Raw genomic sequence first — 15769 nt, 5'->3', positions numbered from 1 at the left:
AATATATTACGGAGCCCTTTTGCGGGTCAAACAATTACACAAACCCCCGCTTTCGCAGGACCAACTGGTACGAATAAACAGAGAGGACTGTTCTGGAGTATTTTTAGTTATTATTCATTTTGCCGTGGTCATAACTTATTACTCTTGAGAGCTGCCAGGCGTTGTTCTTCTTTTGCCACACATGAATAAATTTATAGGTGCCACTGATATGTTCCGCTTGTCCCGGATTAGTATGATAAAAACGATGAACGCCTATTTCTAAAGCGTCATTTTCGCCTAGTTTGTGAACTTCCAGTGTGTTTTTTATAAGCTCTCGTCGTATATGAGAGTTTCTTTCACACATTTTTTGCATGGATTGCATCTCTTCATCCAGGTAATGCAGTCCGCCTAAGTCATGATAAAACTCAAGGTTGTTGCTAAGCATTTTCCTGTATGTAGCAGTATCGCAATTATTAAATGCGCTGAAAAATATACTGTCTTGCTGGTAAATCTCCTTATACAGTTCAGGTTGTGTTTGTCCATATATTGCTGCAAAGGGGATAACAATGACTGTAATTATTGCTAATATTTTTTTCACCATTTTTTCTATTTTATAACAATAGCCTGGTATTTTCTTAGCATAGTAAAGCTAACGAATATCTTATCATAACAGGCAAATCTGGCAACTAATCCCTAAAATTATAAAGGCTCGTAAAACCTTTAGTTTCACGAGCCTTTAATAAAGTTGTCTTGCGGAGGAGAAGGGATTCGAACCCTTGATACCCTTTCGAGTATACACACTTTCCAGGCGTGCCAGTTCAACCACTCCTGCACTCCTCCGGTTGAACTTTTAAATTCAGGGATGCAAAAATAAGTCTTTTAACCGCATTTCCAAAAGAATTTAAACGATACCACATATTAAAAAAAAAAGCCCCGGCATACTACCGGGGCCTGATAAACAGTAATAATTTATGGATTTTGCTCCAGGCTGCTATTCTTGTTGATCTCCTCCTGCGGTATCAGGAAAAGCTTGCGCCCCTCTCCATTGGGCCGGTGCTGGAACCATTTTTTAACCGTAAACACCCCAAAGCGGATCAGGTCCTGCCGGCGGTGTGCTTCCGCCGCAAATTCCCAGCCCAGCTCGTCCAGCAGACGCCCGTACTGAACGTCATTTCCGCCCTGCACTTCTGTTACCTGCCCATTGTTCCAATACCCGTAATTATATACGCTGCCCTTCAGCAGATCGGCGCCCGTAACGGTCGCTTTAGCAGGGGTAGCGGTGAAGGCCCGCTGCCGCACTTTGGTTACCTCTATGGCTGCCTCGGCAGCTTTACCGGTACGCAGCAGGCATTCTGCTTTCATCATCAACACTTCGGCATAGCGGAAAATGGGAAAATCATTGCTCAGGGATCCCTTGGCGCCCTGCCGGATCTCGTATTTACCAACCCGGAAGCCTTCATTAGACTTACTTTTCTCAATGCTCTCCACGTATTTGATATAATTGATCACTTCCACGCCGGCTGGTGTTAATTGCGGGCCCTGCAGCCAGGTGTCCTTCAAACGGGTATCAGCAGGATCATAGGTGTCGATAAACTGCGGCACGGCACAGTTACCACCCCAGGGCTGCGCTTCCATTTTAAATACCTGCTGGCTTAGCGGGTCCAGTGTCTTCATATGGATAATGAAACCAGGCGCATTGATCTCATCGTAAGGCACGGTGAAGATCAGCTCACGTGAGTTTTCATTATTGGTCTTGAAATTGTCGCGATATACCGGTTCGAGCATATAGGCCCCTGACTGTATCACATCGTTGCATTGCTGCAGGCATTGCTCCCAGGCGGTGGCGCCGCTGTACGCCTGTGCATTGAGATATACCCTTGCCAGCAAGGTCTTGGCAGCCCATTTGTTAAACCGCGCGTACATAGCCGTTCCGACGGTTTCCCGTAATGAAGGCATGTTGTCGGTCAGCTCCTTTACAATAAAATCATATACTTCCTTACGCTTGCTCTGCTTGGGCACAGAAAGATCTTTGTAGTCTGTTACCACTGGAACATTACCGAAATTGTCGCAGAGCAGGTAATAATAAAACGCACGCAATGCATGCAACTCCGCCAGTAAGGGTGCTTTGGCGTCTCCCACCGGCAAGGTACCAGAGTTGATCAGCCATATTGCCCTGTTGGTATTGGCAACTCCTGTGTACACCCGGCTCCACAGGGCGCTGGGTTGTTCCTGCAGGGAGGTCCAGGTATGCCGGTGCATACGCTGATAAGTACCTCCATCATACCATCCATTGGGCCTTGCAGGTGTAATGATAGCATCTGCACTTTCTTCCTGCAGGTCAAAATATCCCATCCAGTCTGCCATCACAGGGCGCAGCGGACTATAGGCCTGGGCGATGATTGCCGATGTATCAGACTCCTTGTAAACAATAGTTTCCTCCACTATTTCTGAAAAGGTTTCCGGGTCCAGCTTGGTACAGGCACTGAAAAAGAATGCCAGTACAACCGATGCTGTTATATATGCGTGTATGCTTGTTCTGTTCTTCATGACTACTTTTTTAATGAGGTGTTAGAAGGTAAGATGAACGCCTACGGTAAAGGTGCGGGTAGTAGGATATTTATCCCGCTCATCATCTCCGGGAGCCAAACCGGTACGGTTCACTTCCGGGTCTATTCCTTTATAGCCCGTTATGGTAGCCAGGTTCAGCGCAGCTACATACACTCTTGCCTGTTTGATAAATTTCACCCGGCTGATGTTGAAATTATAACCAAGGGTAACGTTATCTATCTTCCAGTAATCGCCGTTCTCAATATAATAGCTTACATAAGCCAGGTCATCATTCAGCCTGGTTTTGCCATATACGTTGTCAAACGCGGTTTTCAACATGTTGTACTGCGTCACTTTAGGATTCTCGTAGAACAGGCGTTGAAAGTTCAGCACCTGGAAACCAAATGCACCCCGCATGGTAACATTCAGGTCAAAGTTTTTATAACGTAGCGAGTTGTTCCATCCCAGGTAATGTTTGGGCAGGCCATTGCCCAGCACTTTTTTATCGTCCGGGCTTTTGTCTGCACTGGCCACCGGCTTACCATCTTTGCCTTCAATGATCCAGCGGCCGTTATCATCAATACCGATGGATTTATAACCGTAGAAATTACCGATAGGCTGTCCAACCTGCACGCGGTGTGTGGCTTCCTGTATAGGTTCCCCGGTATATCCGGCGTCAAAGAAATCGTTGGTAGCGGCAAAGGTGTTGCTGGAAAGCGATACCAGCACATTCTTGTTGGTAGAATAGTTCAAGCCTGAATTCCACTGCAGGTTTCGTGTGCTCACCGGAACAAAGTTCAGCAGCACTTCTATGCCCTGGTTCCTGATCTGCGCAGCATTGGCCACTATCTGAGACATGGGGTAAGGTGGCACCGGCACCTGGTAATCAAAGAGCGCATCTTTTGTGAGGCGGCGATAAGCGTCGATATTACCGGATACCCTGCCTGCCAGCAGAGAGAAATCCAAACCTATATTGAACTCTTCCTTCTTTTCCCAACGCAATTCCGCATTAGGGTTGCGTACCGCATCCAGACCTTGTACCCATACGCCGTTTACCAGGAAACGATTGTTATAGTTAAAGCTCTGCAGAGATGCATAACGGTCATCAGGTATGGTGCCGGTCACACCGAAGCCGGCGCGCAGCTTCAGATCATCCAGCCATTTGATGCCTTCCATAAAACTTTCACGGCTTACACGCCATCCCAGCGATACGGCAGGAAAAGTACCCCACTTATAATTACGGCCGAACTTTGTAGATCCTTCATGACGAACACTGGCCAGCACCAGATATTTATCATCCCAGTTATAGCTGAGCCTGCCGAAAAAACCGATCAGCTTCCACTTATCTTTAAAGCTGCCCATTACCGCATCTCCGCGTTTTAAAGCATTGCCGGTTTCCATGTTGTTATAGGAGTACTGGTCTGTCGGAAAATCCCAGTTCTGCATATAAAAGTCTTCACGTGTATTATCCTGGTAACTGTAACCACCTAATACATTAAAGCGATGTTTCTGCAGGCTGCGGCTATATTCTGTAGTAAATTCCAGCAGGTTATCCTGCATATCGGAAGTGCCCCTGGAAGCATAACCATTGCGGTTGTTTTTAACGGTAGATACATGCTTCTTCGTTTCCGCATATCCTCTTATCTCTGTCCATTTATTATTGGATAACAGCAGCTTGAACTTCAGATCCTTTAAGGGTTCCAGGATAACGCTGCCGTTCAGCCTTGTTTCCCTTTCTTCATTTTGTCCGTAAGACTCATTCAGGTAAGCTACGGGGTTATCATAAAAATAAATATTGCGCTCCATCCAATCGCCTTTGTAATTCTTTACGCTGTCTGTGGGATTACGTATCAAGGCCTGCCTGTATACATAATTGTTAAAGCTATTACCGTTGGCAAATCCTCCATCGCCAATATCAACGCCCGACCAATAAGTGCGGCTGCGCGTGATCACATTCAGGTTGGCCTTTAACATACCATCAAACATGCTATGGTTCACATCCGCGCGGCCGGTCACCTGCTTGTTGTCTGAATGCAGGAACAAGCCCTGCCAGTTACGATAATTCAGCGAGGCGGTTACATTAGTGCTGGAGCTTCCTCCCTGGAAAGTAAGATTATGCGTATGGCTTACGGGATTACGGGTGATCTCCTTTATCCAATCCGTAGAAGTGCCATAATCTGTGAAAGCAACACCTTCATTGATAAACCGGCGGTAATCATCTCCTGTCAGGAACTCCGGGCGCCGGGCAATAGTTTGCACACTTGTGTATGCATCATACTGCAGGGTAGGGCGCATGTCGCCACGCAGCTTTTTGGTGGTGATCAGGATCACGCCATTGGTGCCACGCGTACCATAAATAGCGGCTGCAGAACCGTCTTTCAGCACATCGATGGATTCTATATCCTCCGGTGCAACAGTGTTCAGCGTACCGGGTATCCCATCTATCAATACCAGCGGAGAGGTGCCTGCTTTTAAGGTAGTAATACCACGCAGTGATATCTGCGTATTGGCAGTAGGATTACCACTGGGCGTGGAAACAGTAAGGCCGGCCACTTTTCCCTGTATCAGCTGCGCTGCATCGCGTACAGCTCCCTTCACAAAATTCTCTGACTTTACACTGGCAATCGCGCTTGTTACATCTCCTTTTCGTTGCGTACCATATCCCACTACTACTACTTCATTCAAACCCACCTCTGTAGACTCCATTTGTACATCAATGACTGTTCTTCCATTCACCGGGATCTCCAATGTTTTCATGCCTGTAAATTTGAACACCAATATTTTATCAGCAGGAACAGTTAACTTATACTGACCGGCAACATCTGTTACAGTGCCGTTGGCGCCGCCGGCTACCGATATACTGACGCCTGGCAGGGGAAGCCCCTCCCTGGCGTCGCTTACTTTACCAGACACTGAGATGCCTTGCGCCAGCAGGGATGCCGACACAAATAACCACGGTATTATAAATAGCGTGGCTCTAACGTAGAATGAACGCATATCCATATTATTTAGGGTGAATTAATGTACGCAACTACAGGTATTACGCTACTTAGCTTTTGGTTGAATGATCAGACTGATACTCCCAAGGTAAATTTACCTCGTAAAATAAGTGTACATATCACACTAATTAACCGATTGTTAGCAGAAATTAACCACGGTTATCATGGAAAAAATACGTTCAGGGCTAAAATAAGAATACCTGCAAGGCTGCCTTGGCAGCCCGCAGGCCTAACAACAGAGAACAAACGTTAATGGTTGGTTTCAGTCTTTACTTAGTATATATATCATGTTACAGTACTGATCAGGCATAGTTCTCCCTCTTCCGCATGATGTTAGTTGCGGTCATATACACTTCATGAAACAACAGGGAGAGTCTGATAAAATCAGCTAATTAACGGTGGTGATTAATTAGGGTGGTGATACAAATATAGAAGGCCCTCATTTAATTTCCAAGAAATATCCTATAATTTTTGTAGACTAATAGAGCTGCTTTGCTGCTATAAAAAATAAGAGCCCGATAGACATCAAGCTCCGTCAAGCTATCCATTAAGACACAACGTTTAGTCTTTGGACTTTGCGTGTATTATAACAAAAACCTATAATTATGAAAATCCTTCAAAATTGAGACAGCAATAATTGGTTTTGAATAAGGATGCTTTACAAAAAGCCGGAACAGTTTATATCTTTTCCAAAAGGGGAGCCTGATAAACATCAGGCTCATTCCCCTATTTGGTTTAACCATTAAAAGACACAAATAATTCTGTAACATTCACATGACAATGCTAAATGACAATATGTTGACCCGTAGCGCTGTTTACGGAGTTTGTTCTATGCGCAGACTTGCATTCAATTCGTTTTTGGTGGTTACGCTCTTATTCCGGTTGTTTGTCCCCAATGTAAAAAAAGTCCCCCCAAATAGGATATGGTTGGACCATGCCTCAGGATGTGGCCGGATCCGAATATTATATACTATAATAATGAACTAATCTCTACAGCTACCAGGGAAGATGGGGTGTATCAATCTTCCACTTCAATACAGGATCAAAATTAAAAAGATTCTTATTTTTAATATGTTAATCATCAGTTAATGGTCAAAGAATTTGTAAAAGACAAACATTATAAAAAAGTTATCTGTTACAATAGCATAAGAACTTATGATAAAGATCAGTTTTGGATTAACAGCGCGCTACTACCTTTGCACTACCGGTAAGCCTTTGCTGCCGGCCTTTTTCAATCAGTTGCTTACTTCAAACCAGTTAATGTTTTATGCCATCTGTTGAAATACTGGCAAGGGTGCAATTTGCATTCACGATTGCCTTCCATTATATATATCCCCCGTTGAGTATCGGATTAGGGTTGTGCCTGATATTTATGGAGGGGCTCTACCTTAAAACAGGCCTGGCCATCTACCAGGAGATCACCCGCTTCTGGATCAAGATATTTGCCCTCATATTCGGTATCGGCGTTGCTACCGGCATCGTAATGGAGTTTGAGTTCGGTACCAACTGGGCCACTTACTCCCATTATGTAGGAGATATATTCGGCAGCGCACTGGCCGCCGAAGGTATTTTCGCCTTTGCCCTCGAATCCGGCTTTCTTGGCGTGCTCCTCTTCGGATGGAACCGTGTAAGCAAAGGCGTGCACTTCTTTTCTACCATCATGGTCGCCCTCGGATCCATCTTTTCCGCGCTCTGGATAGTGATCGCCAATTCCTGGCAGCAAACACCCACCGGCTTCCGCGTTGAGGGAACCGGTATGGAAGCCAGGGCAGTGGTCACCGATTTCTGGGAGATGGTGCTCAACCCGTCTTCAATAGACCGTTTCTGCCATGTGATCATCGGGTCCTTCCTGGCCGGGTCTTTTCTCGTGATGAGCGTTGCCGCCTGGTACATACTGCGGCGCCAGTTTATCAAACATGCCGAAGCTATGTTCAGGGTAGGCCTACGGGTAGCGGTGGTAGCGGCCCTGCTGCAGCTCTTTACCGGCCACCGGTCTGCACATTACGTCAGCAAATACCAGCCGGCTAAGCTGGCCGCGATGGAAGGCCATTTTGATAGCCTGGCCGTAGCCGATGCCTACCTGCTGGGATGGGTGAACCAGAAAGAACAGAAAACCAGCGGGCTTAAAATACCCGGCGGACTGTCCTTCCTCACCCATGGCGACTTTACCACACCGATGCAGGGCCTGCGGGCTACACCGGCAGCCGACCGGCCCACCGCGGTGAACTTTGTTTTCCAGACCTACCATATGATGGTGATCATCGGCATGACCCTGATCGGGCTTACCCTGCTGGCCGTGTTCCTGCTCTGGAAAAAGAAGCTGTTTGATCAGCGCTGGCTAATGACGATCTTTGTAGGCGCCGTACTGCTGCCGCAGATCGCTAACCAGGTTGGCTGGTACACCGCAGAAGTAGGCCGCCAGCCCTGGGTGGTATATGGCCTGCTACGTACCTCCGACGCGCTCTCAAAAACCGTTAGCGCCAACCAGGTGCTCTTTTCACTGATCCTGTTCACACTGGTATATGTATTGCTCTTCCTTCTCTTCCTGTTCCTCCTGCACAGGAAAATACAACACGGTCCGGATGTTACGCAAAATGAAGAAGAAGTGAGTGATCTGTATTCTAAAAGGAACATTGGAGGAGTACATTAAAAAGCTGCAAGCTGTCAGCTATCAGCTGCAAGCATTAAAAGGGTGGTTGTTGGGGCAGGCTTACAGTTTAGCTTTGAAGCACTTTGAACTACCTGATACTACTTGCAGCTTGAGGCTTGTGGCTTTTAGCTTGTTTATGGCTTAAACTTATATAATATGGAAACATTCATCGGCCTCGATCTCCCCACCTGGTGGTTTCTCGTAATAGGCGGACTTATTACCGGCTATGGTGTGCTGGACGGTTTTGACCTGGGCGCGGGCGCCCTGCATCTCTTCTTTAATAAGGAAGAAAGCCGCCGCACCGCCCTCAATGCAATAGGGCCTGTATGGGATGGGAACGAGGTTTGGCTGGTGATCGCCGGCGGAGCCTTATTTGCCGGCTTCCCCCTGGTATACGGGGTACTGCTTTCCACCTTCTATATTCCTTTCATGCTTTTCCTGGTGGCGCTTATCTTCAGGGCCATCTCGATAGAGTTCCGCAGTAAAGAGCCCTGGCGCTGGTGGCGCAAAATGTGGGACATCAGCTATATGGCCTCCAGTACCTTTATTACCCTGCTGCTGGGATTGATCCTGGGCAACCTGATACAGGGCCTGCCCTTTAATGAAAAACATGAATTTACCGGCGACCTGTTCACCTTCTTTAATCCCTACGCAATCCTGATAGCAGTAACTACGCTCTCGCTCTTCATGATGCACGGCGCCATCTACCTCACCATGAAAACAGAGAACCGTCTTTACGCAAAGCTTACCGTGCTGGTAAACAACTGCTGCAAGTTTTTCATCCTCTGTTTTATCCTAACCTCTATGGCCACACTGATCTATATTCCACACATGACCCACGAGTTCAAACGCAGTCCCTGGCTGTTTGGGCTGCCCCTGGCGGCGGTGCTCACGGTGCTTAACCTGAAGCGGAATATAGACAGCCGTAAGTATTTCACGGCATTCGTTTTTTCCAGCATTACTACCTCCATTCTCCTGATCCTTTTCGCCATCGGGCTCTTTCCCAATATCATTATTTCTTCTACCAACCCGGCTTACAATATCAGCATTTATAAAGCCGCCTCCTCTGCCACCTCCCTCCGGATCATGCTTGTAATGGCAGCCATCGGTACCCCACTGGTACTGTCATATACCCTGTTTGTATTCTGGACGTTTAGGGGGAAAGTGAAGTTAAATGAAATGAGCTATTAAGAGAGCTGTTAGCTGTTAGCTATTAGCTATTAGCTATTAGCTGAGGGAAACCCCTAAAGTTTAGTGAGCTGGCTTCTCTGCCGGAGGAGCGCTAATGGCTAAAAGCCAGCGGCTAAAACCTCCCTAAAAAACAGGTCCCCGCAAAAAATTGCAGGGACTTACCATTTAACCTATATTCTGTACTGTAGCATCAAAACTTAAATATCTTAAAGGGGAAAACAGTTATTTGCTCAGTATCAGGCACTTGTATGATTTCAAGTAGTTACCGTCTATATTTCAGACAGCTAAGTTGAGTAAAAGTTTAATCTGTAAAAAAAATATTTTTAGTTGCTGTAAGAATTGTCCCCCTTAAAGATATAATAATAGATGATATCATGTATACGAAATCTGATATAATTAGGTTGCCCGGGAAATATTTAACTTGCAATTATGAACCGTATTGACCGTCTTTCCGCTATACTCATTCAATTACAGGGCAAAAAGGTAGTAAAGGCCTCTGAAATAGCAGAGCGGTTTAACATCAGTCTCCGCACGGTATACCGCGATGTAAAGGCCCTGCAGGAGTCTGGGGTGCCCATCGGCGCGGAGGCAGGAACCGGCTACTATATTGTGGAAGGCTACCACCTGCCGCCGGTGATGTTCAACCGGGAAGAAGCCGCCGCCCTCCTTACCGGCGAAAAGCTGATGGAGCATTTCAGTGACCGTTCCAACCGGCAGCAGTTCAGCAGCGCCATGCAGAAAATAAGGGCGGTGCTGCGCGGCAGCGAAAAAGATTTCCTGGAAGTGCTGGATGAGAACATCGCCGTGCTCCGCAACCGTACGCCCCAGGAAGATGAGTTTCCCAACCGCTTCCTCACAGACATACAGCAGGCCCTGGGAAAACAGCAGGTGCTCCAGATGGAGTACCGCGCCGCCCAGAACGGCGAATTCACTAAAAGGAATGTTGAACCCATCGGCATCTACCATAGCAATAGTACCTGGTACCTTATTGCCTGGTGCCAGCTGCGGGGCGACTACCGCAACTTCCGGACAGACCGCATCCGGAATATGCATGTTACCAGTACCGGCTACGACAAATCCCGGCATATTTCCCTCCAGCAATACCTGGAGAGGTATCACTCAGACCCCGTTCCCGAGCATACCTTCAAGGTGCGGTTCAGCCTGAGCATGGCCCGCTACCTGGGTAACCAGAAGTATTACTACGGCCTCGTAGAAGAAAAGATCTGCGATAACCAGGTGGAATATACCTTCATGAATAATTACCCCCTGGAATACTTCGCCCGCTGGATATTAATGTGGGGTAACGACGTGGAGATCCTTTCTCCCGACGCACTGCTTGTTCGCATGAAAGAACTGACCCTGGAGCTGAAAGAACACTACCAGGTATAGTCATCTTCCCTTCTCTGTTCGATCATCTTTGCTGTTTTCCGGGTGCTTGCTGCATTCGGATAGCTGTCATGTTGCCGTTTCATCAGATTTTGTCCCATCTCTCTCTCGTTGTTGTCCCAAGGCTTCTATAGGGATGGGACAACAACGAGAGAGAGATGGGACAACAATGGAACATACGGGGAGCAGAGGGCAATCCGAATGCAACACGACGGGGACTAAACGGCCTACTGACATACCGTTGTCACCACCTGTGCCTTGCTTTGCAATAAAAACCATGAATACGAACAAGATACTGAGCATTGACAACTTCTTCCTGCCGGCCCTTAGCCTGCAGGAAAGCCGCCGCTTCTACGCCGGCACGCTGGAACTGCCCCTAAAGTTCGATTTCTCGGAAAGAGGCCTGCTGGCTTTCCGGGTGGGGAACGGCGAAGCAGCCGTCATCCTGAAAGACACTACCAGGTTTCCTGATGCCAAAGCAGCCCTGCTGCTCCACGTAACAGACGTTCAGCTATTTTATAACGAACTGCTGGCCAAGGGCGTCACCTTCACTAAAAAGCCTTACAAGATTAACACCGGCTGGGCGGCAGAGCTGCTGGATCCCAGTGGTAACGTGATCGGCCTCACTGACTACAATGACTAAGCGCTAACAACCAAATAACATTTAACCTATATGAAACTGGATCTTACCAAAACACAAAAGTCTTATTACACCGCTCCTTCCGTCCCCCAACGCATCACTGTACCGGCGGCAAAGTTCCTTTCCATTTCCGGGAAAGGCGACCCGAACGGCGAAGCCTTTGCCGCCGCTACCCAAGCCTTATATACTGCTGCCTATAGCGTTAAAGCTATTTATAAACAGCAACAGCAGGATTTTACCGTATGCAAACTGGAAGGTTTATGGTGGGTAGATGAAAACCGCTGGAAGGTAGACGGCCATCACAGCGCACTCCAGGTACCCCGCGAAGAATGGCAATGGCAGCTGCTGATCCGTATGCCCGAATTTGTAAGCGACGAAAATGTGCAGCAGGCTATTCAGACCGCCATTGTTAAAAAACAATTGCCGCTCCTGAAAGGCGTAACATTCATTCCCTATGAGGAAGGGGATTGTATACAGGTGATGCATACCGGACCTTATAGTACGGAACCAGCTACCTTACAGCTAATGGAAGATTTTATGGCAAAACATCAATTGAAATGGAATGGCAGACATCATGAGATCTATTTGTCAGATCCCCGCAAAGCAGCGCCGGAAAAGATGAGGACCATTTTAAGGCAACCGGTTAAAAAGTAAAAAAGAAAACTTTTTACTTTCTTATTTATCTTCTCCAAGGCCCAGCAGCTCTATTGCCTGTTGGGCTGCTATCTGGCTGGCGTCCTTCTTGTTGAAAGCTTTGCCGCTGCAGATAAGTTCTCCGTCCACCACAGCGCCTACGGTAAAAATACGGCGGCCGTTATCCATCTGCTCTTCCAGCAGTTCAAACTCCAGCGTTTTGCCGTTCTTGTTAGCCCAGCCATAGAGTTTGTTCTTGTGGTTCATTTCCACGCTTTCCAGCGCTTCCAGGTCAATGTAGGGAATGATGATACGTTTGTAAACAAACTGTTTGGTCCTGTTGTAACCCTTGTCAAGGTATACAGCGCCCACGAGGGCTTCCAGGGTATTGCCGAAGATCTGGCTGATCTTGAGAAAGCTGTTGTATTTATCGTAGATGGTTAGTTTGCGCAGGCCCATTTTAATGGCAATCTCATTGAGCTGCTGCCGGTTCACGATCTTGGATCGCATTTCGGTTAGATAACCTTCTGTTTTGTAGGGGTATTTCCTGAACAGGTAATCGCCTATGATGGCGCCCAGGATGGCGTCACCGAGGTATTCCAGCCTTTCATTGCTTTCCAGGAACTTCTCCTTGCTGGAACGGTGGCTTAACGCTACCTCATACAAAGAGAAATTACCTGGCGCAAAGCCAAGCAGGTTATAAAGGTCTTTATAAAGTTGCCTTTTTTTGGTTACGAAGCGATATAAAAATCCTGGCAGTAATTTCACACAATCAAGGAACAAATTTTTTGAAAATAACAGAGGCATTATGACCACCAAATCCAAAGGTATTGCTTAATGCTGCTCTAACTTCTCTCTTTTGTGCGACGTTAAAGGTAAAATTTAATTTGGGATCCAGTTGAGGATCGTCCGTAAAATGATTAATGGTAGGAGGTACGATGCCGTCTATAACAGACATGATCGCTGCGATGGACTCTACAGCCCCTGCAGCGCCCAGTAAATGCCCGGTCATAGATTTTGTTGAGCTGATGTTCAGCTTATAAGCGTCATCCCCGAAAACCTGCTGGATGGCCTTAACTTCTGCTACATCGCCTAAGGGAGTGGAAGTCCCGTGAACATTGATGTAATCTATTTCATGGGTGCTCAACCCTGCATCTTCGAGCGCCTGCCGCATCACGTTCATGGCGCCAAGCCCCTCGGGGTGTGGTGCCGTAAGGTGGTGTGCATCTGCAGTAGCTCCGCCGCCTGCCAGTTCTACGTAAATTTTAGCTCCTCTCGCCATCGCATGCTCATATGACTCCAATATCAGGGCGCCCGCTCCTTCTCCCATCACAAAACCATCTCTCTCCAGGTCAAAAGGCCTTGAGGCGGTCTTGGGATCATCATTCCTTTCAGACAAGGCCTTCATGGCGTTGAACCCGCCTACACAAGCCTCGTTGATAACATCCTCAGAACCGCCGGTAACGATCACATCTGCCTTACCGTAACGGATCAGGAACATCGCTTCCATGATAGCATTGGTGGCCGATGCACAGGCAGAAACCACCGAGAAATTCGGCCCCCTGAACCCATGACGGATCGAAATATGTCCTGCGGCGATATCAGTGATCAACCGGGGAATCAGAAAAGGGCTGAAACGCGGCGTTCCATCCCCCTGGTAAAAGTCTCTTAGCTCATGGCAAAAATTGATCATTCCCCCTACACCGGTCCCCCAGATAACACCTACACGGTCTATATTAACGGAGTTACGGTCTATTTTGGCATCCTGAACAGCATGGTCAGCAGCGATCACTGCTGTCTGCGTAAAGGGGTCCATTTTACGGGCCTCCTTCTTATCAATGAATTGGGTGGGATCAAAGTTCTTTAATTCACAAGCAAAACGGGTTTTAAACTTGGAAGCATCAAACTGCTTGATGAAATCGGCGCCGGATACACCGTTCGTCAACCCCTGCCAGTATTCCTGTACGGAATTGCCGAGCGGTGTAAGAGCACCTAAACCTGTAACGACTACGCGTTTTGGTTGCATTAAAACAATTCTGGTTAAGTAGGATTATTTTACGTGTTCTTCCAGGTAAGCTACAGCCTGGCCAACAGTAGTAATAGTTTCAGCTTGTTCGTCAGGAATGGAGATGTTGAATTCTTTTTCGAATTCCATGATCAGTTCTACCGTATCCAAAGAGTCAGCGCCTAAGTCGTTGGTGAAGCTGGCTTCAGGAGTTACCTCGGCTTCGTCAACGCCCAATTTGTCAATGATGATCTTTTTAACTCTTGATGCAATGTCTGACATAATTTTAAGTGTTTTTGGTTTAAAACTTGACTGCAAAAATATAATTTTTATTGAATTGGCAACTACGCATCTAAATTTTCACATATACGCGTCAGTGCTAATAGCCGCAAACGTACACCCCGTCTGCTTTTGCAATCATTATTAATAAATTGGCGTACCTTGTTACAGGATCGACGGAAGGCCAAAATTGACTGTCATAACGCATAATTACACCATTCAACCCGTTATTGAACCATTTATGGACGTATTAAGAGGTCTTAACTTTAATTAACACTCTGCCTTCCCTAGCGCCTCCGCCATTTATTAAATTTGCCGGGGCAGCCTGCGCCAAAGGGTGCCACGTTATCAAAATCCAGGCGAACTAAACATCATGACCAACAGTAAAAAGATGCTGAGAACCATACTGTTCACCATTATTGGTGCAGTAGTCATTTTTCTCGTGTACAAAAAGGTGGCAGACGGCAAAAGAAAAGAACCAGCTGCGCCTGCCAGCCGCGGCGGAGGCGGCAAGCCCCCGCTCTTAGATGCCTATATCGTGAAAACTTCCAAGCTGGATGAAACCATCGAAGCCAGCGGTACCCTCCAGAGTAATGAAGAAGTAGAAGTTAAACCAGAGATCACCGGCCGCATCATTGGCCTTTATTTTAAAGAAGGGGTGAACGTAGCTAAAGGCGCCCTCCTGGTAAAGATCTACGACGAAGACCTGAAAGCCCAGCTGCAGAAATTACAGCTGCAGCAGGAACTGGCTAAAACCACCCTGCAACGCCAGGAAAACCTCCTGAAGATAAACGGTATCAGCCAACAGGACGTAGACGTTACCCGTAACCAGGTAAGCGCTTATGCCGCCGATATGGAATATACGAAAACACAGCTCCAGAAAACAGAGCTGCGCGCTCCCTTCAGCGGACGCCTCGGCCTGCGCAATGTCAGCCTGGGCGCCATCGTATCTCCCACCACCGTTATTACTACCTTACAGCAGATAGATCCTTTAAAAATAGATTTCTCCATCCCTGAAAAATACCGCACCGCCATCAAACTGGGCGATGCCGTAACTTTCCGGGTAGCCGGCGATAATGACAATTATAAAGGCAGTATCTATGCCATGGACCCGAAAATAGACCTGGCTACACGTACCATCAGGATCAGGGCTATTATGCCTAATACAGGCCAACTCCTCCCCGGCTCCTTTGCAAGAGTGACCCTGGGGCTCCGGGATATGCCTGAGGCCATCATGGTCCCCACCCAGGCCGTCATTCCGGGTACAAGAGACAAAAAAGTGATCGTGGCAGATAGCGGCAAAGCGAAATTTGTAGTGGTTGAGACCGGCATAAGGGACGAAAATAACATACAGATTACCAGCGGACTAAACGTAGGGGACACCGTTATTACCAGCGGGATCATGCAGCTGAGAGCCGGCATGCCATTAAAATATGATAAAGTAAACTAGCAACCTGCGG

The 15769-nt window shown here is 47.3% G+C and carries 12 protein-coding genes and 1 tRNA gene; 6 read left to right on the top strand and 7 right to left on the bottom strand.

Annotated features, from left to right (window positions below; all coding sequences use genetic code 11):
• Positions 1 to 103: 103 nt before the first annotated feature.
• The 4 genes from ACR9Y8_RS19840 to ACR9Y8_RS19825 all read right to left on the bottom strand — a co-directional run bounded on the left by ACR9Y8_RS19840 (position 104) and on the right by ACR9Y8_RS19825 (position 5472).
• Positions 104 to 580, bottom strand: a complete 477-nt coding sequence (locus ACR9Y8_RS19840) for a nuclear transport factor 2 family protein (RefSeq protein WP_481214988.1) — start codon at positions 578 to 580, stop codon at positions 104 to 106.
• A 152-nt stretch (positions 581 to 732) separates the two neighbouring features.
• A tRNA-Ser gene (locus ACR9Y8_RS19835) sits at positions 733 to 819 on the bottom strand.
• Positions 820 to 948: 129 nt separating this feature from the next.
• Positions 949 to 2526 carry a RagB/SusD family nutrient uptake outer membrane protein gene (locus tag ACR9Y8_RS19830; RefSeq protein WP_481214987.1) on the bottom strand — a complete coding sequence of 526 codons (1578 nt, stop codon included), beginning with the start codon at positions 2524 to 2526 and terminating at the stop codon, positions 949 to 951.
• A gap of 21 nt (positions 2527 to 2547) precedes the next feature.
• Positions 2548 to 5472: a SusC/RagA family TonB-linked outer membrane protein gene (locus ACR9Y8_RS19825; RefSeq protein WP_481214986.1), complete on the bottom strand. Its 2925-nt coding sequence runs from the start codon at positions 5470 to 5472 to the stop codon at positions 2548 to 2550.
• Positions 5473 to 6792: 1320 nt separating this feature from the next.
• On the opposite strand from ACR9Y8_RS19825, the gene ACR9Y8_RS19820 reads away from it, so the two are divergent.
• The 5 genes from ACR9Y8_RS19820 (at position 6793) to ACR9Y8_RS19800 (ending at position 12046) form a co-directional block, all read left to right on the top strand.
• Positions 6793 to 8175 carry a cytochrome ubiquinol oxidase subunit I gene (locus ACR9Y8_RS19820; RefSeq protein ID WP_481214985.1) on the top strand — a complete coding sequence of 461 codons (1383 nt, stop codon included), beginning with the start codon at positions 6793 to 6795 and terminating at the stop codon, positions 8173 to 8175.
• Between the two features lie 156 nt (positions 8176 to 8331).
• Positions 8332 to 9366: a cytochrome d ubiquinol oxidase subunit II gene (cydB, locus tag ACR9Y8_RS19815; RefSeq protein ID WP_481214984.1), complete on the top strand. Its 1035-nt coding sequence runs from the start codon at positions 8332 to 8334 to the stop codon at positions 9364 to 9366.
• A 429-nt stretch (positions 9367 to 9795) separates the two neighbouring features.
• Complete coding sequence (locus ACR9Y8_RS19810) at positions 9796 to 10755, top strand: helix-turn-helix transcriptional regulator (RefSeq protein WP_481214983.1); 960 nt, start codon at positions 9796 to 9798, stop codon at positions 10753 to 10755.
• Positions 10756 to 11029: 274 nt separating this feature from the next.
• Positions 11030 to 11395 (top strand): VOC family protein, encoded by a 366-nt coding sequence (locus ACR9Y8_RS19805; protein WP_481214982.1) that lies wholly within the window; start codon positions 11030 to 11032, stop codon positions 11393 to 11395.
• 30 nt (positions 11396 to 11425) lie between these two features.
• The gene (locus tag ACR9Y8_RS19800) at positions 11426 to 12046 is read left to right on the top strand and encodes a GyrI-like domain-containing protein (RefSeq protein ID WP_481214981.1); all 621 of its coding nucleotides are present in this window, start codon (positions 11426 to 11428) and stop codon (positions 12044 to 12046) included.
• A 21-nt stretch (positions 12047 to 12067) separates the two neighbouring features.
• On the opposite strand, the gene rnc is transcribed toward ACR9Y8_RS19800, so the two are convergent.
• Genes rnc through ACR9Y8_RS19785 form a run of 3 tightly spaced genes read right to left on the bottom strand, consistent with a single transcriptional unit; the run spans position 12068 to position 14312 of the window.
• Positions 12068 to 12793 carry a ribonuclease III gene (gene rnc, locus ACR9Y8_RS19795; RefSeq protein WP_481214980.1) on the bottom strand — a complete coding sequence of 242 codons (726 nt, stop codon included), beginning with the start codon at positions 12791 to 12793 and terminating at the stop codon, positions 12068 to 12070.
• Positions 12794 to 12797: 4 nt separating this feature from the next.
• Positions 12798 to 14051 carry a beta-ketoacyl-ACP synthase II gene (gene fabF / locus ACR9Y8_RS19790; RefSeq protein WP_481214979.1) on the bottom strand — a complete coding sequence of 418 codons (1254 nt, stop codon included), beginning with the start codon at positions 14049 to 14051 and terminating at the stop codon, positions 12798 to 12800.
• Positions 14052 to 14075: 24 nt separating this feature from the next.
• A complete protein-coding gene (locus tag ACR9Y8_RS19785; protein WP_012788038.1) occupies positions 14076 to 14312 on the bottom strand; it encodes an acyl carrier protein in 237 nt (78 codons plus the stop codon).
• A 370-nt stretch (positions 14313 to 14682) separates the two neighbouring features.
• Between ACR9Y8_RS19785 and ACR9Y8_RS19780 the strand changes: the two genes are divergently transcribed.
• Positions 14683 to 15759: an efflux RND transporter periplasmic adaptor subunit gene (locus tag ACR9Y8_RS19780; protein ID WP_481214978.1), complete on the top strand. Its 1077-nt coding sequence runs from the start codon at positions 14683 to 14685 to the stop codon at positions 15757 to 15759.
• Positions 15760 to 15769 lie beyond the last annotated feature (10 nt).

Source organism: Chitinophaga sp. SVR4-12A (genome assembly GCF_056754765.1).
This window is presented reverse-complemented; position numbering and strand designations above follow the sequence as displayed.

What these genes read in the sequence shown, in the direction of transcription:
- ACR9Y8_RS19840 (WP_481214988.1), bottom strand. Translation starts at nt 580, where the DNA reads ATGGTGAAAAAAATATTAGCAATAATTACAGTCATTGTTATCCCCTTT.
- ACR9Y8_RS19830 (WP_481214987.1), bottom strand. Translation starts at nt 2,526, where the DNA reads ATGAAGAACAGAACAAGCATACACGCATATATAACAGCATCGGTTGTA.
- ACR9Y8_RS19820 (WP_481214985.1), top strand. Translation starts at nt 6,793, where the DNA reads ATGCCATCTGTTGAAATACTGGCAAGGGTGCAATTTGCATTCACGATT.
- cydB (WP_481214984.1), top strand. Translation starts at nt 8,332, where the DNA reads ATGGAAACATTCATCGGCCTCGATCTCCCCACCTGGTGGTTTCTCGTA.
- ACR9Y8_RS19810 (WP_481214983.1), top strand. Translation starts at nt 9,796, where the DNA reads ATGAACCGTATTGACCGTCTTTCCGCTATACTCATTCAATTACAGGGC.
- ACR9Y8_RS19805 (WP_481214982.1), top strand. Translation starts at nt 11,030, where the DNA reads ATGAATACGAACAAGATACTGAGCATTGACAACTTCTTCCTGCCGGCC.
- ACR9Y8_RS19800 (WP_481214981.1), top strand. Translation starts at nt 11,426, where the DNA reads ATGAAACTGGATCTTACCAAAACACAAAAGTCTTATTACACCGCTCCT.
- fabF (WP_481214979.1), bottom strand. Translation starts at nt 14,051, where the DNA reads ATGCAACCAAAACGCGTAGTCGTTACAGGTTTAGGTGCTCTTACACCG.
- ACR9Y8_RS19785 (WP_012788038.1), bottom strand. Translation starts at nt 14,312, where the DNA reads ATGTCAGACATTGCATCAAGAGTTAAAAAGATCATCATTGACAAATTG.
- ACR9Y8_RS19780 (WP_481214978.1), top strand. Translation starts at nt 14,683, where the DNA reads ATGACCAACAGTAAAAAGATGCTGAGAACCATACTGTTCACCATTATT.